At 31.1% G+C, this 21561-nt stretch carries 18 protein-coding genes and 6 tRNA genes; all 24 read left to right on the top strand.

Going from position 1 to position 21561, the window contains the following annotated elements:
- Positions 1-3: 3 nt before the first annotated feature.
- The 24 genes from yabN to murD all read left to right on the top strand — a co-directional run bounded on the left by yabN (position 4) and on the right by murD (position 21137).
- Positions 4-1467 (top strand): bifunctional methyltransferase/pyrophosphohydrolase YabN, encoded by a 1464-nt coding sequence (yabN, locus tag ACJDT4_RS17045; protein WP_406788785.1) that lies wholly within the window; start codon positions 4-6, stop codon positions 1465-1467.
- Between the two features lie 62 nt (positions 1468-1529).
- A complete protein-coding gene (locus tag ACJDT4_RS17040; RefSeq protein WP_479723307.1) occupies positions 1530-1835 on the top strand; it encodes an HU family DNA-binding protein in 306 nt (101 codons plus the stop codon).
- A gap of 227 nt (positions 1836-2062) precedes the next feature.
- Positions 2063-2317, top strand: a complete 255-nt coding sequence (locus ACJDT4_RS17035; RefSeq protein WP_406788784.1) for an RNA-binding S4 domain-containing protein — start codon at positions 2063-2065, stop codon at positions 2315-2317.
- A 59-nt stretch (positions 2318-2376) separates the two neighbouring features.
- The gene (gene yabP, locus ACJDT4_RS17030; RefSeq protein WP_406788783.1) at positions 2377-2673 is read left to right on the top strand and encodes a sporulation protein YabP; all 297 of its coding nucleotides are present in this window, start codon (positions 2377-2379) and stop codon (positions 2671-2673) included.
- A gap of 10 nt (positions 2674-2683) precedes the next feature.
- Positions 2684-3067, top strand: coding sequence for a spore cortex biosynthesis protein YabQ (gene yabQ, locus ACJDT4_RS17025; protein WP_406788782.1), 384 nt, complete (start codon positions 2684-2686; stop codon positions 3065-3067).
- 94 nt (positions 3068-3161) lie between these two features.
- Complete coding sequence (locus tag ACJDT4_RS17020) at positions 3162-3443, top strand: FtsB family cell division protein (RefSeq protein WP_406788781.1); 282 nt, start codon at positions 3162-3164, stop codon at positions 3441-3443.
- Between the two features lie 58 nt (positions 3444-3501).
- Positions 3502-3912, top strand: a complete 411-nt coding sequence (locus ACJDT4_RS17015) for a S1 domain-containing RNA-binding protein (RefSeq protein WP_406788780.1) — start codon at positions 3502-3504, stop codon at positions 3910-3912.
- Between the two features lie 280 nt (positions 3913-4192).
- Positions 4193-4282: transfer RNA gene (locus ACJDT4_RS17010), tRNA-Leu, on the top strand.
- A gap of 7 nt (positions 4283-4289) precedes the next feature.
- A tRNA-Met gene (locus ACJDT4_RS17005) sits at positions 4290-4365 on the top strand.
- A 14-nt stretch (positions 4366-4379) separates the two neighbouring features.
- Positions 4380-4469: transfer RNA gene (locus ACJDT4_RS17000), tRNA-Leu, on the top strand.
- Positions 4470-4476: 7 nt separating this feature from the next.
- Positions 4477-4552: transfer RNA gene (locus tag ACJDT4_RS16995), tRNA-Met, on the top strand.
- Between the two features lie 4 nt (positions 4553-4556).
- Positions 4557-4633: transfer RNA gene (locus ACJDT4_RS16990), tRNA-Met, on the top strand.
- A 315-nt stretch (positions 4634-4948) separates the two neighbouring features.
- Positions 4949-7339: a stage II sporulation protein E gene (spoIIE, locus tag ACJDT4_RS16985; RefSeq protein ID WP_406788779.1), complete on the top strand. Its 2391-nt coding sequence runs from the start codon at positions 4949-4951 to the stop codon at positions 7337-7339.
- Between the two features lie 256 nt (positions 7340-7595).
- On the top strand, positions 7596-8984 hold the full coding sequence (tilS, locus tag ACJDT4_RS16980) for a tRNA lysidine(34) synthetase TilS (RefSeq protein WP_406788778.1): 1389 nt from the start codon (positions 7596-7598) through the stop codon (positions 8982-8984).
- Positions 8984-9520 carry a hypoxanthine phosphoribosyltransferase gene (hpt, locus tag ACJDT4_RS16975; RefSeq protein WP_406788777.1) on the top strand — a complete coding sequence of 179 codons (537 nt, stop codon included), beginning with the start codon at positions 8984-8986 and terminating at the stop codon, positions 9518-9520. Before tilS ends, hpt begins: the two co-directional genes overlap by 1 nt.
- Before the next feature lie 85 nt (positions 9521-9605).
- Complete coding sequence (ftsH, locus tag ACJDT4_RS16970; RefSeq protein WP_406788776.1) at positions 9606-11414, top strand: ATP-dependent zinc metalloprotease FtsH; 1809 nt, start codon at positions 9606-9608, stop codon at positions 11412-11414.
- Positions 11415-11765: 351 nt separating this feature from the next.
- Entirely contained in the window at positions 11766-13436 is a 1671-nt protein-coding gene (locus ACJDT4_RS16965) for a formate--tetrahydrofolate ligase (protein WP_406788775.1), read from the top strand.
- A gap of 15 nt (positions 13437-13451) precedes the next feature.
- Positions 13452-14234: a type III pantothenate kinase gene (locus ACJDT4_RS16960; RefSeq protein WP_406788774.1), complete on the top strand. Its 783-nt coding sequence runs from the start codon at positions 13452-13454 to the stop codon at positions 14232-14234.
- A 4-nt stretch (positions 14235-14238) separates the two neighbouring features.
- Positions 14239-15204: a tRNA dihydrouridine synthase DusB gene (gene dusB, locus ACJDT4_RS16955; protein ID WP_406788893.1), complete on the top strand. Its 966-nt coding sequence runs from the start codon at positions 14239-14241 to the stop codon at positions 15202-15204.
- A 147-nt stretch (positions 15205-15351) separates the two neighbouring features.
- A complete protein-coding gene (gene greA / locus ACJDT4_RS16950; RefSeq protein ID WP_406788773.1) occupies positions 15352-15831 on the top strand; it encodes a transcription elongation factor GreA in 480 nt (159 codons plus the stop codon).
- Between the two features lie 15 nt (positions 15832-15846).
- The gene (gene lysS, locus ACJDT4_RS16945; RefSeq protein WP_406788772.1) at positions 15847-17394 is read left to right on the top strand and encodes a lysine--tRNA ligase; all 1548 of its coding nucleotides are present in this window, start codon (positions 15847-15849) and stop codon (positions 17392-17394) included.
- A 246-nt stretch (positions 17395-17640) separates the two neighbouring features.
- Positions 17641-17715, top strand: a tRNA-Asn gene (locus tag ACJDT4_RS16940).
- A 247-nt stretch (positions 17716-17962) separates the two neighbouring features.
- Positions 17963-19354 carry a glycine--tRNA ligase gene (locus ACJDT4_RS16935; RefSeq protein WP_406788771.1) on the top strand — a complete coding sequence of 464 codons (1392 nt, stop codon included), beginning with the start codon at positions 17963-17965 and terminating at the stop codon, positions 19352-19354.
- 400 nt (positions 19355-19754) lie between these two features.
- The gene (gene murD, locus ACJDT4_RS16930) at positions 19755-21137 is read left to right on the top strand and encodes a UDP-N-acetylmuramoyl-L-alanine--D-glutamate ligase (protein ID WP_406788770.1); all 1383 of its coding nucleotides are present in this window, start codon (positions 19755-19757) and stop codon (positions 21135-21137) included.
- Positions 21138-21561 lie beyond the last annotated feature (424 nt).

Here is a 21561-nt window from a genome sequence, read left to right as displayed (position 1 = left end):
TTAGTGATTAAAATTGTTGGACTTGGACCTGGATCAAAGGATGCAATTACTTTTGGTACTTTAGAACTATTAAAAAACAGCAGTAATGTTATTCTAAGAACGGAAAAACATCCTACAGTAAAGTATTTAAAAGAAATGGGCATAAAATTTCAAACTTATGATGAAAAGTATGAAAAAAGTGAAAGCTTTGATGATGTGTATAACTCTATAGCAGAAGATATAATAAAAAAGTATTCTAAAGCTGAAGAAATAGTTTATGCAGTTCCAGGGCATCCTCTTGTTGCAGAAAAGTCTGTTGAGATACTATTAAAGCTCTGTAAAGAACAGGGTATACAAGCAGAAGTACTTCCAGCAGTTAGTTTTATTGATGTTGTTATGGAAAGACTTCAAATTGATCCTGTTAAAGGATTAAAAATAATAGATGCGTTTGATATGAAAAATCAAATTTTGGATAAAAGAATAGGTTTAATAATAACGCAGGTATATAATAAGTTTATTGCTTCAGATGTAAAGCTTGCACTGCTTGAGTACTATAATGATGATACAGAGATATGCTTTATAAGAGCAGCAGGGGTAAAGGGTATGGAAAGCATAAGGACCATGCCGTTGTATGAACTTGATAGACAAGAGGACATAGATTATTTGACCTCTGTATATATACCAAGAGATATAGAAAATAACAAAGACTTTTATGATTTACTTGGTATTATGGATAAACTTAGAAGTAATGAAGGCTGTCCATGGGATAGAGAGCAAACTCATGAATCCATAAAAAAAGCTATGATTGAAGAAAGTTATGAGGTTGTTGAAGCAATTGAGAAAAATGATGATAATGCTATAATTGAAGAACTTGGAGACGTTCTCTTTCAAATAGTTTTTCATGCTCAGCTTGGAAAAGAAGAAGGAATGTATAATATTAATGATGTAATATCAGGTATATGCAATAAAATGATATATAGGCATCCTCATGTATTTGGAGATTCAAATTGTGAAACATCTTCAGAAGTAATTAAAAAGTGGGATGAAATAAAGAAAGATGAGCAAGGATTGAAATCTTATACAGATGAATTAAGGCATGTTCCTAAAATTTTACCTTCACTTATGAGAGCAGATAAAGTTCAAAGAAAAGCTGCCAAGGTTGGATTTGATTTGGACAATATTGAATGTGCATTTAACAAGGTTTTAGAAGAACTTAGTGAAGTAAAATGTGAATATAAAGGTGACAAAAAGGATAGAATACTAGAAGAAGTTGGAGATTTAATATTTTCTGTAGTAAATGTTGCTAGATTTCTTGACATTGACAGTGAATTTGCATTAAATTATACTATAGATAAATTTATAAAACGCTTTGAGTACATAGAAAACGAAGCTTTTAACCAAAAGTTAAAATTAGAGGACATGACCTTAAAGCAAATGAATAAACTTTGGGATGAAGTTAAATCAATTAAAAAAGACAAAATTCAATAAAAATATCTTTCGAAAGAAGGATTTTTATAATTTATGCAGAATATGCTAATGTATAGTTAAGCATACTCTTAAAATTTAAGGAGGTAACAAAAGTGAATAAGGCAGAATTAATAGCTAGTATAGCAGAAAAAGGAAATTTAACTAAGAAGGATGCAGAGACAGCATTAAAAGCATTTATAGAAAGTATTGAAGAATCTCTAGAAAAGAACGAGAAAGTTCAATTAGTTGGATTTGGAACTTTTGAAACTAGAGAAAGAGCAGAAAGAAAGGGTAGAAACCCAAGATCAAAAGAAGAAATAACAATACCAGCTTCTACTGTACCAGTATTTAAAGCAGGAAAAGAATTTAAAGAGAGAGTAAATAAATAATAAATTAGTTACAAATTAAAAATCCCGGTTTATCCGGGATTTTTAAGTTAATCTTACACGGGGTTTGGGCGAAGCCCATTATCCTTCTATAACGAGGATAAAGCACTCGGTATAATACACGGGGTTTGGGCGAAGCCTATTATCTTTTGTTATGTGTTATGAACTGAATTAAATATAGACTCACTGAATATTTGTTTAAATCATATAATAACCATTAGGAGGAAAAAATGAGATTAGATAAATACTTAAAGATTTCAAGAATAATAAAAAGAAGAACTGTTGCCAAAGAAGCCTGTGAGAGTGGAAGAGTATCTATTAATGGGAAGGTTGCAAAACCAAGTACAGAGGTAAAGGAAGAGGATATAATAGAAATTAGATATGCTTCAAAAGTATTAAAGGCTAAAATTTTGAACATTTCAAATCATGTACTTAAAGAAGAAGCAAAACAAATGTATGAAGTAATATCAGGTGAAGAAATTTAGGTTATAACTTCCATCTATTCTACATATATATTAAAAAGTAGAGTAGGAGGTAATCTGTTATGGAATCAAAAAAAGAATCAAATACTGATAATAATAAGAAAAGTCTTATGACCATAGAGAATAGAAGAAAGCTTTTACTTACAGGTGTAAGCGAAGTTGTTAGTTTTAATGATGAGCAAATTATACTTAATACCAATGTAGGCTCGCTTGTTATTAAGGGAAGAGAACTTAAAATGAATAAATTAGATGTACAAAACGGAGATATAATTATAATCGGTATAATAAATTCCTGCGTATATAATAGCAACGAGGATAAGCATAATAAAGATAGCATCTTATCAAGATTGTTTAAATAGGTGAAAAATTATGGTTTTGACTATATACGGTCAGTTTGTTTTTTTATTATGCAATTTCATAGCAGGAATTGTAGTTGCAGGACTTTTTGATTTGTACAGGGTTATAAGAAATATAAAAAAGGTAGGCAGGATACTTGTTTTTATACAGGATATAATATTTCTTATCTTGTGTGCATTAATTGTATTTGCATTCTTATTGTACACAAATGAAGCTTACATAAATATTTATGTATATGCATTTATGATATTAGGAATAATTTTTTATGCCAAGGTAATAAGTAAAGGTTATGTAAAAATCGTAGATAGTATATTAAGAAAGTTAATGAAAATTACGAGGATTACCATAAATTTTATAATTTTCATTTTTGAATCAATATTCTTAAATAAAAAATAAAAATTACTAAATAAATATCTTGAATAAATTTGAAAAAGCTTTTAAAATGTATATATGGGTATTAAAGTTTTTACTCTAGAGGAGAGTTTTATTTATGAGAAGGAAATCAAAAATAAAAATTATAATACTTGTAGTTCTCGTTATAAATATAGGATATATATTTGTTAATCAACAGCTTACTATGTCAAGAATTAAAGATGATATAAAAGCTAAGCAAAAGACTGTAGATAAACTCAGCATTGAGAATAGAAAGTTACAGGATGAAATTAAACTTACTAAGACTGATAAGTATACTGAAAAGCTCGCAAGAGAAAGATTAGGTCTTATAAAACAAGGCGAAACTCCTGTAATAGATTCAAGTGAAAAACACAAATAGTTTAATAAATTATAATTAACATACACAATATATATAATCAAGGAGGAGTCTTTTTAATATGACCTTAAAGGCAGGAAGTATTTTAGAAGGTACTGTTGTTAATATCACCAATTTTGGAGCTTTTGTTGAAGTAGATGGAAAAACTGGACTTGTTCATATATCCGAGGTGGCAGATTCATTTGTTAAGGATATAAGAGAATATTTAAAGGAAAAAGATAAAGTAAAGGTTAAAGTTCTTTCCGTAGATGACAATGGAAAAATAAGTTTGTCGATAAAGCAAGCTTCTGCACCTAAGAAATCAGCAAGACCAATTGAGATAGATTGGGCAAAGAAAGGTAAGCCTCAGCCAACTGTAAACTTTGAGGATAAGTTATCAAAGTTTTTAAAAGACAGTGAAGAAAAATTTCAAGATTTAAAGAAGCATCAAGATTCTAGAGCAAGAGGATATAGAAAAAATTCAAGTAGTTAAGATGAGTTTGTAATTTTAGTTTAAGAGGGTTTATGGGTAAAATGCTGTAACTATTGAGGTTTCAATGTTGTTTATCTTTAATAACCCTCTTAAATTTTGTTTAAATTAAAAAATCATTTGATGATAAAAATGCCTAATTTACTAGTTATCTCTTATATTTTGAAGAAGTGAATTTAAGGTAGTTTTAAGTTTTTTAATAAATAAACAAAAAAGTTTTAAATTATTGTTGACAATAGTGTGGGTATCATATATAATAAATACTGTCGCTGATGAGTGGCATGCCGAAGTGGCGGAACTGGCAGACGCACAGGACTTAAAATCCTGCGGTGCTAATCACACCGTACCGGTTCGATTCCGGTCTTCGGCACCACATATATCGCGGGGTGGAGCAGTTGGTAGCTCGTCGGGCTCATAACCCGAAGGTCATAGGTTCAAGTCCTGTCCCCGCAACCATTAGTTTTGACAATGCCGAAGTGGCGGAACTGGCAGACGCACAGGACTTAAAATCCTGCGATGCTAATCACATCGTACCGGTTCGATTCCGGTCTTCGGCACCATATATATCGCGGGGTGGAGCAGTTGGTAGCTCGTCGGGCTCATAACCCGAAGGTCATAGGTTCAAGTCCTGTCCCCGCAACCATTATGGCGGAATAGCTCAGCTGGCTAGAGCATTCGGTTCATACCCGAAGTGTCGTAGGTTCAAGTCCTATTTCCGCTACCAAAGGCTGTTTGAATAAAACAGCCTTTTTGTTTTTTTTAAAATGCTTTATTAATTTTTTGTATGTTAATATTGCATGTTTAAAATATGAAATTTTGTACATAACGTTATAAAAAAAGTGAAATGTGAAAATAAAAAAGTATGCGTACTCATAATGTAAAGTTATAGTATTTTATATATAGTAAAAATAAGTAAATAAGTATTGTAGGGATAAATGTCTTAAAAAAAACTTTTTTAATAAACACCAATTGACAAACATTTCCAGAAGGCTTTGCTATAATTAATTTAAATTGTTTGTTATGGGTGGTGGATGTTAGAATGCAGTACGATAGCAATGTATTAACCTATGAGAGAGTTTCTAAAGAAAGCAAGAAAGACACTAAAGTTAACAATATAAATAAAATATTTATTATAAAGCTTATGCTATTTGTAGTTAGTTCATTTTTTATAAGTAGAGTTGTAATTGTTGATTCTATGGCTCCATTTGGAATTGCTTTTATAATGGTAATTTTAAATTTTAAGGTTGATAAAAGGGTAGGTGCAATATCATGTATTTCATCTGCACTTGGATATATTTCTATTCACAGTGAGCTTAAAGATTTTCATATGTATATAATATCTATTTTAATTATGAGTGTTACAGCTTTTGCTTTAAGTAAAATTTCAAAAGTTAAAAGGTTAATCTTTATGTTTTTTACTATTTTTATAGAGTTTACTATTTTTAAACTTTTGATTTTAAATTTGACAGCAGAGTCAGCCTTTTTATTTTCATTAATACAAACTGCTTGCACAGTGTCATTATATTATATTCTCAACTATTCTATTATATGCTTTGAGAATATTAACTCTAGACATCTTTTTTCTAATGAAGAAATAATAAGTATGGCGGTAACGATTTCTATTGCTATTTCTGGAACCAAGGGAGCTGTTCTTTTTAATGTATCAATAAGAAACACATTATCGATGTTTTTTATATTGATTTTAGCATATGTAAGTGGAAGTGCAGTAGGAGCAGCATCTGGTATAGCACTAGGGGCTATAGTTGGAATGAACACAGATAATATTCTTATATATATAAGTATATTTGGTATAGCTGCACTAATCGTTGGTGTTTTTAAGGAATCAGGCAAATTAACATCAGGTTTGTCATATGTTATTATTCTTTCTATATTAATTTTATATTGCAAAAATCATGGAGATTTAAATTTTATAGAAGTTTTTTTAACTTGTGGTATATTTTTTGCAGTGCCAGATAAGATTTATGAAAAAATTAGAAAAGAAATTAACTGGGATGAAAAGCAGGAAATTATAAATGATAATTATATTGACAAAATAAAAGGTGTTTTTGTGAGTAGGCTTGATAATTTCTCGGAAGTTTTGTTTACTATGTCAAATATATTAAATAATTTAGCAGATAACGATAAACTTGCACTTAAAACTAAGAGCTGTGGACTTATTGAAAATCTTGCAGATAGGGTTTGCGGCAGCTGTAACATGCGAAGTATATGTTGGAAGAGAGAAACTTATTATACTTATGCAGCATTTGAAGAGCTTATCCAAAATTATCAAAATAATATTTTTAAATTGCCTAAAGAAATAGAAAAGAAATGTGTAAAAAGAACATCGCTTATTAAAAACACTGAAGATATAGTTAATAATTATATCATTAATGAAATGTGGAGGATGCAGCTGAGCAAGGGAAGAGAAATTATGTCATCACAGATAAATAATATGGGAGGCTCCATTAAAGAGATATTAGCCGAATTTAAAAGTGAATTAAAATTCAACAGTGATATGGAAAGAAAACTAATAAAGATTTTAAGCAAAAACAATATTGAGTTTAAGGATTTGATATGTTTAAATTCTAAAAATGGAAAATTAATAATAAAAATGACAATGAGGGCATGTGGAGGAAGACAAATTTGTGTTAAGGATGTACTGCCTATTATAAATAGATCTGTAGAAAAAATTATGTGTGTCGGGGATGATGGATGCAGTATATCTCCTGAAAATAATTTATGTACCGTAGTATTTGAGGAAACTCCTAAGTACTATGTAGCTTCATATGTTAGTAGAGTTTGCAAAGATGGTGAAAAACAAAATGGAGATAGCTATAGCTTTGGCAAAATGAAAGACGGTAATTATATGGTAATGATAAGTGATGGTATGGGCTATGGACCTCAGGCTCAGCGTGAAAGTAAAGCTGTTGTGGATTTGATAGAAAAGTTTACAACTGCTGGTCTTAGCCAAAATACCGCTATAAATGCTGTTAATTCTATTATGACACTTAAATTTAATGAGGATGAAAAATTTTCGACAGTTGATTTGTGCAACATAGACCTTTATTCTGGTAGCACAGAATTTTTGAAGGTTGGAGGAGTTAATAGCTTTATAAAGCGTAAAAATAAGGTTCAAGTAATTAATTCCAAGACCTTGCCAATTGGTGTACTTGATAAAGCAGATATCCAGGTTACTAGCAAGAGCGTACAAAATGGTGATGTAATAGTGATGATAAGTGATGGTGTAATGGATTGTAAAAAAGAGGATAAGGGGGAATCTAAGTGGATTGTAGATTTCCTAAGTAAATGCGATGGATCTAAACCTAAAGAACTTGCAGAAATAATTATGAATAAGGCATTGGAATTTTGTAGTGGAAAGGCAGAAGATGATATGACAGTAATAGTAAATAAGGTATATAATTTGTATTAATATTATAAAGTAATTTTAAAAAATTGTGGTATAATAGTAAAGCAATATGCATTGATAATTACATGAAAGATTAAAACTGCAACTACTACAGTTTTGCAAATAATGATATTTTATATCTTAATCAATTTACAGAGTACAGTTGATGATTAGAGGTTGAAAGTTATTTGTTTTTTATACTGAAAACTGTAAAACTTTTCAACTGTTAACCTCAAGCTATCCACTATTAATTGTCAACTAGAGTGTGGGAGTGTTATTTTTGATAGATAAGGTTATAGAAACTATAGAGAAAAATTCTATGTTTAATAAAGGCGACAGAGTTGTAGTGGCTGTTTCCGGAGGCCCTGACTCCATATGCCTTCTTCATCTTTTAAACTCCATTAAGAGTAAATTTGACATGGAAATTTGTGCGGCCCATGTTAATCATTGCTTGAGAGGAGCCGAGGCCGATGCAGATGAAGAATTTGTAAGAAGGTTCTGCGAAGAATTAAATGTAGATTTTTATGTTAAAAGGGTAGATATAAATAAGCTTGCTAAAGAAAAAAAATTATCTAGTGAACTTGCAGGAAGAGAGGCAAGGTATGATTTTTTTGAAGAGGTAATGGAAAAGTTTCGAGGTAACAAGATAGCAATTGCGCATAATGCAAATGATAGGGCGGAAACAATACTCATGAGAATAATAAGGGGTACTGGACTTGATGGAATGGTAGGTATAAAGCCTATGAGAGATGAAGTCTTTGTAAGACCGCTTATAAATACAAGTAGAAATGATATAGAAAAATATTGTTTGGATAATAAAATTTCTCCAAGAATAGATAAAACAAATCTTGAGAGATTATATACTAGGAATAAAATAAGGCTAGATTTAATACCTTACATAATGAATAATTTTAATGAGGATGTCGTGGCAGCTTTAAATAGATTAGGTGACATTGTAAGTATTGATAATGATTATATGCAAAAAATTGCAAATAAAAAATACGATAGTTATTGTTATCTAGATGAAAAAAATATTATAATAAAAAAGGAAGCTTTTTGTGAACATGAAGCTGTTTTATCAAGAATGATAAGAAGAGCTATTAGTGAGCTTACTGGAAATGTGTATAATATTGAAAAGAAACATGTAGAGGATATAATTCATATTCAGCAGGTAGGAACTGGTAAGAAGGTTAATCTCCCTAATAATATTGTTGCACACAATAATTATGGGGATATTTGTTTTGAAGTTAAAAGTAATGATATTATTGATAATAAAAAAATATATGAGGCAAGCATAGAAAATTCACATGTAATATCGTTTAATGGATTCAAATTTGAGGTTACTTTGCTAGAAAGCAAAACTGATATAAAGCTTAAACAGGATGATTATGTAAAATATTTTGATGCTAATAAAGTAGGAACAAATATAAGCATAAGATATAGGAACGATGGTGATAAATTTAAACCACTTGGTATGAAATCATTTAAAAAGCTTAAGGATATATTTATCAATCTTAAAATTCCACGTGAAGATAGGATAAAAATTCCTCTTATATGCTTTGGCAATGAAATAGCATGGATTGTAGGGCATAAAATAAGCGAGGACTTTAAAATAGATGATCAAACAAAAACAATTTTAAAAATAAAGGTTGAAAGAGAGGATAACTAATGAGGGAAGACATTGAAAAAATATTAATTGATGAGGAACAAATAAGTAAGAAAATCAAAGAAATTGGTAACAATATAAGTAGAGACTATAAAGAAAAAGATCTTATACTTATAGGAGTACTGAAGGGTTCAGTAATGTATATGGCTAATCTTGCTAAAGAAATAGATATTCCGTGTACAATGGATTTTATGTCAGTATCAAGCTATGGTAATTCCACAACTTCATCAGGAGTGGTAAAAATATTAAAAGATCTAGATGCTAGTATTGAAGGAAAAGATGTATTAATAGTAGAGGATATAATAGATTCAGGAATTACTCTTAAATATCTTCAAAAGTATCTTAGAGCAAAGAATCCAAATAGTGTAGAAATAACAACACTTTTAAATAAGCCAGAAAGGAGGAAGGCTGATATATATGTAAAATATGTAGGCTTTGAAGTTCCTGATTATTTTTTAGTTGGATATGGACTTGATTATGCTGAAAAATATAGAAATTTACCTTACATAGGTATTTTAAAGGAAGAAATTTATAAATAATTAATATATATTTTATTGTAAACAAAAATACGTTGTGATACAATCTTTAAATAACTAACTATACATATAGAGAGGGGGGCCTAGATTGAAAAAAATTTCTAGTGCTACGATATGGATTGTAGCAATTATATTGTTTATTGTTGCTGTGTTTGCTTTGTCCCAACAAGGAAAGAGCAGCAATGTAATAAGTTTTAATGAATTTCAGAAAGAATATACTCAAAATAATATAAAGAGCTTCCAAATGAAAGATGATAAGATGACAGTTGATGGAAAGCTAAAAGATGGAAGAACTTTTGAAACAGTTGTGCCACTTGAAAGACTAGATCAATTTCTTTCAGATCATCCTAATAATGGAGAGGTTGAAGAGTCTTATGTACCTCCAACAAATGTTCCAGCTTGGTTTGGTTGGATACCTAATATACTGCTTATATTGATGATGGTAGTGATTTGGGTAATGTTTATGCAGCAAGCCCAAGGTGGTGGAGGAAAAGGTGTTATGGGCTTTGGAAAAAGCAAAGCTAGAATGACATCACCAGATGATATGAAAAAACGAGTAACCTTTGAGGATGTTGCAGGTGCCGATGAGGAAAAGGCAGAGCTTGAGGAGGTAGTTGACTTTCTAAAGCAGCCTAAGAAGTATATGGAAATGGGTGCAAGGATACCTAAAGGAGTTTTATTAGTAGGACCACCAGGAACAGGAAAAACTTTACTTGCTAAGGCTGTTTCAGGAGAAGCAGGAAGACCATTTTTCAGCATATCAGGTTCTGATTTTGTTGAAATGTTTGTTGGTGTTGGTGCTTCAAGGGTAAGAGACTTATTTGATCAAGCAAAGAAAAATGCTCCATGCATAGTTTTTATAGATGAAATTGATGCTGTAGGTAGACAGAGAGGTGCAGGACTTGGTGGTGGCCATGATGAAAGAGAGCAAACACTAAACCAGCTTCTTGTCGAAATGGATGGTTTTGGAATAAACGAAGGTATAATTGTAATAGCAGCTACAAATAGACCAGATATACTTGATCATGCACTTTTGAGGCCTGGTAGATTTGATAGGCAAGTTTTTGTAGGTGCACCAGATGTAAAAGGTAGAGAAGCAGTATTAAAAGTACATTCAAAAAATAAAAAGCTTGATCCAGACATTAAACTTGATGTACTTGCTAAAAGTACACCTGGTTTTACAGGAGCCGATCTTGAAAACTTAATGAATGAGGCAGCACTTTTAGCTGTTAGAGATAAAAAGAATTCAATTGGAATGGTTGAACTTGAAGAAGCAGTTAAAAGGGTTATAATGGGACCAGAAAAGAAGAGCAGAGTTATAGATGAAGAAGACAAAAAACTTACAGCTTATCATGAAGCCGGCCATGCAGTTTTAGGAAGACTTCTCCCAAATGGTGATCCTGTTCATCAGGTAAGTATAATTCCTAGAGGTATGGCTGGAGGATATACAATGCATCTTCCGGAAAAGGATAGTTCTTATATGTCTAAGAGTAAGTTGCTTGACGAGATGGTTGGTCTTCTTGGAGGAAGAGTTGCAGAAAAGCTTGTAATCGGAGATATAAGTACTGGAGCTAAAAGTGATATAGAAAGAGCAACAAGTATTGCGAGAAAAATGGTTATGGAATATGGTATGAGTGAGGAACTTGGAACTATTAGTTTTGGTAAAGATCAAGATGAAGTTTTCCTTGGAAGAGACCTTGGAACAAACAGAAACTTTAGTGAGGAAATTGCAGCTAAGATTGACAGCGAAATTAAGAGATTCATTGATGATGCATATATGAGAGCTGAAAAGCTGCTTAAGGAAAATATGTCAAAGCTTGATGGTGTTGCAAAAGCCCTTCTTGAAAAAGAAAAAATTGAAGCTGATGAGTTTGAAGAGATATTCCAGAATAGTTAATGTGATACAAAATTTAAAAAGTAAAACTAGTATAGTAAAATGGAGAAGAAAACTTCTCCATTTTCTGCAAATGAAGAATAGTGTAAGAAAGCAATTTAAATAAAATTTAATAAATCATAGGGGGTATATTTTAAAAAGATCAGACCTTTCAATTTATTTGAATGATAATGAGTTGTTGAAAGGTTTTGAAATTTGAAAAATGTGCCCCCTTAAATTTTATTTAATGCTGCGAAAGATTATTTTTTCATGTTTATTGTGCTATAATTAAAAAGTAATTTTTGATAAACATATATAATGAAGGGAGGTTCCGCTGTTAAATATATATTATAGGAATAATGGCGGTGTTTATTTATGAAAACAGATATTGAAATAGCTCAAGAAGCTAAAATGGAACCCATAGTAAAAATTGCTAATAATATTGGACTCACAGAAGACGACATTGATTTATACGGTAAATATAAATGTAAAATATCACTTGATGTTTTACAAAGGAACAAAGACAAAAAGGATGGAAAGCTAATACTTGTGACGGCTATAAATCCAACTCCAGCTGGGGAAGGAAAATCTACTGTAACTGTTGGGCTTGGCGAGGCTCTATGTAAAATGAATAAAAATACTGTAATTGCATTAAGAGAACCATCACTTGGACCTGTGTTTGGAATTAAAGGTGGAGCTGCTGGCGGCGGTTATGCGCAAGTAGTACCAATGGATGATATTAACCTTCATTTTACAGGAGATATGCATGCTATAACTTCAGCAAATAATTTACTTTGTGCTGCTATAGATAATCATATTCATCAAGGAAATGCATTGAGAATAGATCAAAGAAGAATTGTATTTAAACGAGTCATGGACATGAATGATAGAGCGCTTAGAAGTATAGTTGTAGGACTTGGTGGAAAGGTTAATGGATTCCCACGAGAAGATGGCTTTATGATTACAGTGGCATCTGAAATAATGGCTATACTATGCCTTGCAAATAATCTTATGGATTTAAAAGAGAGAATGGGAAAGATACTTGTTGCTTATGATCTTGATGGAAATCCCGTGTACTGTAAGGACTTAAATGTTCAAGGAGCAATGGCACTTTTGATGAAAGACGCCATAAAACCTAATTTAGTTCAAACACTTGAAAATACTCCAGCAATAATACATGGAGGACCTTTTGCTAACATAGCCCATGGATGTAATAGTATATTGGCTACTAAAATGGCATTAAAGCTTGGGGATTATGCTGTAACAGAGGCAGGTTTCGGTGCGGATTTGGGAGCAGAAAAGTTCCTTGATATAAAGTGCAGATATGGAAATTTAAAACCAGATTGTGTTGTTGTAGTTGCAACAATAAGAGCACTTAAACATCACGGTGGTATAGATAAGGCAGAGTTAAGCACACCTAATGTTGAAGCACTTAAAAAAGGTATTTCAAATCTTGAAAAACAAGTTGAAAATATTAAAAAATACGGTGTTCCTGTAGTAGTTGCTATAAACAAATTTATAACTGATAGTGAAGATGAAGTTAAATACATAAAAGATTTCTGCAGTAAATTAGGAATTAAAGTTGCACTTACTGAAGTATGGGAAAAAGGTGGAGAAGGCGGACTTGATCTTGCAAAAGAAGTAATAGATGTACTTGAAAATGAGAAGAGCAATTTTAAATGCTTATATGATGAAAAACTTAGTATAAAAGAAAAAATGAATATAATAGCTAAGGAAATATATGGAGCTGATGGGGTCGAATATTTACCTCAAGCGCAAAAACAAATAAAAGAAATAGAAAAGTTTAATTTGGATAAACTACCTATATGTGTTGCAAAAACACAATATTCATTATCGGATAATCCAGCACTTTTAGGAAGACCAGAAGGTTTTAAAATAACTGTAAAAGAAGCAAGAGTATCTAATGGAGCGGGATTTATAGTAGTTCAAACAGGAAATATAATGACTATGCCAGGACTTCCTAAAGTACCAGCCGCTAATAAAATGGATATATTTGAGGATGGCTCTATAGTCGGTTTATTTTAAGGAGTGTAAATTATTGTGATATTGGTTTTAGACGTTGGAAATACAAATATAGTTTTAGGAGTATATGATGATAAAAAGCTTGTGGCTGAATGGAGGCTAGCAACAACGTCTGCAAGGACTGCTGACGAGTATGGAATACAAGTTTTAAATCTTTTTTACCATGATAAACTTGAGCCAAACAATGTTGAAGGGGCTATAATTTCTTCCGTTGTTCCTAATGTAATGTATTCCCTTGAACATATGATAAGAAAATATTTTGATATTTATCCAATAGTAGTTGGACCTGGAGTTAAGACTGGAATAAATATAAAATATGATAATCCTAGAGAAGTTGGAGCAGATAGAATAGTTAATGCTGTAGCTGCTCACGAACTGTATAAAAGGTCTCTTATAATAATAGACTTTGGAACAGCTACGACCTTTTGTGCAGTAAGAAAAAATGGAGATTATTTAGGAGGGGCAATATGCCCAGGGGTAAGAATATCTTCTGAAGCCTTATTTCAAAGGGCAGCTAAGCTTCCAAGAGTAGAGCTTATAAAAACTCCAAGTTTAATCTGCAAAAATACAGTATCTAGTATGCAAGCAGGTATTGTTTATGGGTATATAGGTCAAGTTGAATATATAGTAGAAAAAATGAGTAGGGAGCTTATTGAACTAGGAGAAGAAAAGCCTTTTGTAGTTGCAACCGGAGGACTTGCTAAACTGATAAGTGAAGAATCAGATAAAGTTGATGTTATTAATCCTTTTATTACACTAGAAGGACTTAGAATAATTTATGAAAAAAATAGAAGTAGGTGATTTTTTGAAAATATCTGGACTTGAGTTTGAAAATAATGTATTTTTGGCTCCTATGGCTGGTGTTACGGATATTGCCTATAGAAAAATATGCAGTGAAATGGGCTGCGGTCTTACTTATACTGAAATGGTAAGTGCTAAAGCCCTATATTACGGAAGCGAAAAAACTGAAGAGCTGTTTAGAATATCAGATGAAGAAGGTAGAGCTGCTGTTCAAATTTTTGGAAGTGAACCTTTGATTATGGCAAAAGCATGTGAAATTTTTAATAAGGATGATAAGATATGTATCATCGATATTAATATGGGATGTCCTGCACATAAAATTATAAAAAATGGTGAAGGTTCAGCACTTATGAAAAATCCTAAATTGGCAGCGGAGATAGTGAAAGAGGTAAAAAAGGCCACATTTAAACCAGTTACAGTTAAATTTAGAAAAGCATTTGATGAAAATAGTATAAATGCAGTTGATTTTGCAAAGATTATTGAAGAAGCTGGCGCAGATGCTATAACAGTTCATGGGAGAACGGCTGTACAAATGTATACTGGAACGGCTGATTGGAATATCATAAAAGAAGTAAAAGAAAATGTAGGGATTCCTGTAATAGGGAATGGAGATGTATTTTCTCCAGAAGCTGGACTTAGATTGATTAATGAAACAAATTGTGATGGGATTATGATTGCAAGAGGAGCACTCGGAAACCCATGGATTTTTAATCAGATAAGGGATAATATAAAAACTGGAAGTTATTCTTACCCAAGTGATACAGAAAAAATAGATATGTGCATAAAACATTATAAAACTGCGCTAAAATATTACGATGATGGTAAGGTTGTTAGAGAAATGCGAAAACAGGTAGCATGGTACATAAAGGGAATAAAGAATTGTACAGATATTAAATGCAAAATTAATACTACTAGCACCAGTGAAGAGGCAATAGAAGTTCTAAAAAATTATAAACAAATTTTATTATAAATATTGTAATTAAAAATTAAAAATGGAATAAATATATTGTAAAATACAAATCAATATTGACAATAGTAAAGGGCTGCTTTATAATTACTTAAATCAATATATTTATAAGGGTTTAGACTTTAATCTTATGTAAAGGGGAGAATTATAATGAGTGATGGAAAAAAGTATGTCATTACTTATTCAGGAGTAAAAAAGTTAGAAGAAGAATTACAGTATTTAAAAACTACTAAGAGGAAAGAAATAACTGAAAAGATAAAATTAGCTCTTTCATTTGGTGACTTAAGCGAAAACTCTGAGTATGATGAGGCTAAAAATGATCAGGCATTTCTTGAGGGAAAAATAGCACAAATAGAAAACATGCTTAAAAATGCCGTGATTATAGATGAAAGTGAACTTAAAAATGATATTGTAAGTGTTGGATCAAAAGTTAAAGTAATGGATTACGAATTTGATGAAGAAGTTCTATTTTCAATAGTAGGTTCTGCTGAAGCTGATCCTATGGAAAATAAGATATCAAATGAATCTCCAGTTGGTAGTGCTCTTATAGGTAAAAAAGTTGGAGATGTTATAGAAGTTCAAGTTCCTGATGGCGTGAATAAGTACAAAATATTGGACATAACAAGATAATTTGGAGGTGTAGTAATGTCAAATGAGGAAAAGCAGTTGACAAAAGAAGAAATTAAGAGGAGAAAGCTTGAAGCAAAGGCTGAGGCTGAAATGAATGATCTTCTAAGGGAAAGAAGAGAAAAATTATCAGCTCTTCAGGAACAAGGCAAAGATCCTTTTGATGTATATAAGGTTGAAAGATCACATACAGCTAAACAAATAAGCGATAATTATGATGAACTCGAAGGAAAAGAAGTATCTGTTGCTGGAAGACTTATGTCTAAAAGAGTTCATGGAAAAGCAGGTTTTTCAGATTTATATGATAGATATGGAAAAATACAGTTATATATAAAAATAGATGATGTTGGCGAAGAAAAATTGAAAGAATATAAGACTTTCGATTTGGGAGATTTCTTATCAGTTACAGGTAAAGTATTTAAAACAAAGACTGGTGAGATAACTTTACATATAACCGATTTTGAACTTATAGCTAAATCACTAAAACCACTTCCTGAAAAGTTCCATGGACTTAAGGATCCTGACTTAAAATATAGACAAAGATACGTGGATTTAATCATAAATCAAGATGTAAGAGAAACGTTTTTAAAGAGAACAGCTATAATTAAGTACATAAGAGAATACTTAGATAGCAGAGATTATTTAGAGGTTGAAACTCCTATATTATCTCCAATAGCTGGTGGAGCAGCAGCTAAACCATTTGTAACTCACCATAATGCTCTTGATATTGATATGTATCTTAGAATTGCAACAGAATTATATTTAAAGAGATTAATTGTTGGTGGCTTTGAAAGAGTTTATGAAATAGGAAAGAACTTTAGAAATGAAGGTATAGATGTAAGACATAATCCAGAGTTTACAGCAATGGAATTATATGAAGCATTTTCTGATTACAATGATATGATGGAACTTACTGAAAACTTAGTTGCCTATGTGTGTGAAAAAGTTAATGGAACTACTAAGGTTACTTATGAAGACACAGAAATAGATTTTGCACCACCATGGAGAAGAATAACTATGGTAGATGCAGTTAAAGAGTATTCTGGAGTGGATTTTAATAATATTAAGACTGATGAGGAAGCAAGAGAAATTGCAAAGGAAAAGCATATAGAGCTTAAGAAAGAACTCAAGGATTGTACAAAGGGTGATATCTTAAATGCATTCTTTGAAGAATTTGGTGAAAAGAATATGATGCAGCCTACATTTGTATATGATTATCCAGTTGAAATATCACCACTTACTAAGAAGAAGAGAGGAAATCCTGATTTCACAGAGAGATTTGAAGGTTTCATATATGGAAGAGAAATATGCAATGCTTATTCAGAATTAAATGATCCTATAGTTCAAAAAGATAGATTTTTACAGCAGCTTAAAGAAAGAGAGCTTGGCGATGACGAAGCGTACATGATGGATGATGATTTCATAAATGCTTTGGAAATAGGCATGCCTCCAACAGGTGGACTTGGAATAGGAATAGATAGACTTATTATGTTCCTAACTAATGCATCATCTATAAGAGATGTAATACTATTCCCAACAATGAAACCAACCCCAAGCAGAGAATAATAAAAGCATAAATATAAATGGAAAGTCAAAGTTTATGACTTTCCATTTATATTTATATAATTTTACTAGTAAAGTGCTAATGTTGTGTAAACCTTGATATTTCTAGGCATTATATGACAATAATTACCCAGTTTACTTTAAAATTTATATAAATAAGAAAAAAATATAAAAAAATTTAAAAAAACTATTGCATTTTTTCTGGTGCGTGATATAATAATATACGTGGTCAGCAAGAACACAAAACATTCCGCGATAGCTCAACGGTGGAGCACTCGGCTGTTAACCGATAGGTTGAAGGTTCGAATCCTTTTCGCGGAGCCATTTTATTTTTTGATAAGTTAATATTCATACAATGATAAAGATAAGTAGTTGTGTATTTTTTAAGAGAGACTGTGGATGGTGAAAACAGTTAAAGGTGCATAATGAAGTGGAGTCTTTGGAGTAATAATATAATGTAAAGCAGGGCTATTGCCAAAAAGGGTGGAACCGCGGAATTTTATTTCGTCCCTTTGAGGTGATGGCTTTTTTTGTATATAAAAATAAAAGATAAATTTTAGGAGGTAGTAATATGGCTGTTGAAAAGACTATGGATAAAATAGTATCACTAGCAAAGAGTAGAGGATTTGTATATCCGGGCTCAGATATATACGGAGGTCTTGCAAATGCATGGGATTATGGTCCTTTAGGTGTAGAACTTAAGAATAATGTAAAAAAAGCATGGTGGAAAAAGTTTGTGCAGGAAAGTAAGTATAATATTGGATTAGATTGTGCTATTTTAATGAATAGAGAAGTTTGGGTTGCATCTGGCCATATTGGAGGATTTTCAGACCCACTTATGGATTGTAAAGAGTGTAAATCAAGATTTAGAGCCGATAAATTAGTAGAAGAAGATTTAATAGCTAAGGGAGAAGAAAATGCTAGTGCCGATGGATGGACTAATGAGCAGCTAAAAGAGTATATAGAAAAAAATGAAATAGTATGTCCAAAGTGTGGAGCTAAAAGTTTTACAGATATAAGAAAATTCAACTTAATGTTTAAAACCTTTCAAGGAGTAACAGAAGATGCATCGTCAGAAATATATTTAAGACCAGAAACGGCTCAAGGAATATTTGTTAACTTTAAAAATGCTCAAAGAACTTCAAGAAAAAAGATACCTTTTGGAATAGGTCAAATAGGAAAAGCATTTAGAAATGAAATAACTCCAGGTAACTTTACTTTTAGAACAAGAGAATTTGAGCAAATGGAATTAGAATTTTTCTGTAAACCAGGAACTGATTTAGAATGGTTCAATTACTGGAAGGATTATTCTTGGAACTTCTTACTTAACTTAGGATTGAGTAAAGAGAATATAAGATTTAGAGATCATGCACCTGAAGAACTTGTATTTTATAGCAAAGCTACATCAGATATAGAATATTTGTTCCCATTTGGCTGGGGAGAACTTTGGGGAGTAGCGGATAGAACTGATTATGATTTAACACAGCATATGAATCATTCAGGTCATGATATGAATTATATTGATCCTGTAACAAATGAGAAGTATATCCCATATGTTATAGAACCATCATTAGGTGCAGATAGAGTAACATTAGCATTTTTAATTGATGCTTATGATGAAGAAGAACTTGAAAATGGAGATAAAAGGACTGTGCTTCATTTCCATCCTGCAATAGCTCCAATTAAAGCGGCGGTATTACCATTAAGTAAAAAGCTGTCAGATAAAGCTTCTGAAGTATATGATAACCTAAGCAAGAAATTTAATATAGAATACGATGAAGCAGGAAGCATAGGAAAGAGATACAGAAGACAAGATGAAATAGGAACTCCATTCTGCATAACAGTAGATTTTGATACACTAAATGATGAATCAGTTACTTTGAGAGATAGAGATACAATGGATCAAATTAGATTAAAAATAGATGAGCTTGATAAATTTTTAGAAGGAAAAATTGAATTTTAATATAAGCAAAGTATATTATAGAGGGAAAGAGTATTAGCTCTTTTCCTTTAAGTTTTATTTTATAGTATTTAATCAAAAAAGAAAAATGCCGGATTCAAAAATCCGGCAAAATAGGGTTTAATCATGGGGATATGTTATATGTTCAATTAAAACTTGGGGAATTATATTAATGTTTTCCTTACGGCACAAATTTATTATATCATAACATTCATTAATTTTTCAATACCCTACACAAAAATTTTTATAATAATTAAATTTATTAAAATTCGACATAAGTAAATTGATGAATTTTGTTATAATATAGTTTGATTATTTATAATTTACATTAAAGAAGCTTTAACTCCTTTTTATTTTATATCAAAGTGGTATAATAAAAAATTAGAAATAGGAGGATGGAGAAATGAATAAGGATTTTAAAAAATTTAAACAATTTATTTTTGGCAAAAAAACAGCAGTAGTTGGTATGGGAATAAGCAACAGACCATTGATACACTTTTTAGTTAAGCTTGGAGCAAAGGTAACTGCTTTTGATAAAAAAAGTAAGGAACAACTAGGTAATGATGTTATAAGTGAATTTGAAAAAGTTGGAGTAAAATTAGAACTTGGAGAAAATTATCTTAGTAGATTAAATGGATTTGATGTTATATTTAAAACTCCATCTATGAGAATAGATAGTGAAGCATTGCTCAAGGCAAAAGAAGAAGGGGCATATATAACTTCTGAAATGGAAGAGTTTATAAAATATTGTCCTGCAAAAATATTTGGAGTAACAGGCAGTGATGGAAAAACAACAACTACTACTTTAATATATAATATGCTAAAAGAAGAAGGATATACAGCATGGGTTGGAGGAAACATAGGTATTCCTTTGTTTTCAAAAATTGAAGAAATTAAAGCTTCTGATAAAGTTGTATTGGAACTTTCTAGTTTTCAACTTATGACTATAGATGTATCTCCAGAAGTTGCAGTTGTAACAAATTTAAGCCCAAATCATTTGGATATACACAAAGACATGAATGAATATATTGAAGCCAAAAAAAATATATTTAGATATCAAAACGAAAATGACGCTTTAGTGTTAAATATGGATAATGATATAACTAGAGGCATGGTAAAAGAAGCTAAAGGTAAGGTTCTTTTATTTAGTAGAAAAGAAAAAGTGGAAAAAGGAGCTTATTATAGTAATGATAAGTTATATCTATTTGGAAAAGAAGTCTGTGATAAAGACGACATAGTTATTAAAGGAATGGATAATGTAGAAAATTATATGACTGCTTTTTGTGCCGTTAGTGACGATGTTTCTATAGAAAATATGAAAAAAGTTGCAAGAACTTTTTCGGGAGTTGAGCACAGACGTGAATTTGTAAGGGAACTCGATGGAGTAAAATATTATAATGATTCCATAGCTTCAAGTCCAACAAGAACTCTTTCAGGATTAAATGCTTATGGAAAACCAGTTATATTAATAGCAGGGGGATACGATAAGCATATACCATTTGAACCTTTAGCTGAAAAGGGATATGATAAAATAAAAACTCTTATATTAGTAGGAAATACTAAATACAAAATTAAAGAAGTGTTTGATAAATTCGAAAAAGAAAAAGGAGTTAAAATTCCTATCATAATGACTGAAACATTTGAGGAAGCTGTAGATGCAGCTAGAAAAGTAGCAGAAAAAGAGGACATAGTAACGCTATCTCCTGCATGTGCAAGTTTTGATATGTTTCCTAACTTTGAAGATAGAGGAAAAAAGTTTAAAAGTTTAGTTAATGCCCTAAGATAATATTATAGATATTCTAATGAGCATGAGAATTAAATATAATTTATAACTAATATTTTATAGTTCACAGTAAATGATATAGCGGGTACTGTGAACTATATTTTGTGTTAAATACAAATAAACTATATCTAGAGTATCATTATAAGAAAATATCAGAGATATAGAGGAATGTGATGAATTATAAAGATAACTTTTGAAAATGATATTTATTGAAATAAAATCATGTTATAAACGTGTTATTATATTAAACGTCGTCGCAAGACGAAAGCAATTAATGAGTTCTGAAAAACCTTAAAAAAAAGTGTTGACAGAGCAAATTAAAAATGATATTATGTAAAAGCTGTCTCGTGCAGCACATTGAACTTTGAAAATTAAACAGAGAAAAGATAATGAACCAGCAATTCTTTTGAATAGAAGAAATTCTATT

Source organism: Clostridium neuense (assembly GCF_045310695.1).
Taxonomy (GTDB): Bacteria; Bacillota; Clostridia; order Clostridiales; family Clostridiaceae; genus Clostridium_S; species Clostridium_S neuense.
Note: the sequence above shows the minus strand (reverse complement) of the source record. Positions and strands in the feature narration are given on the sequence as shown.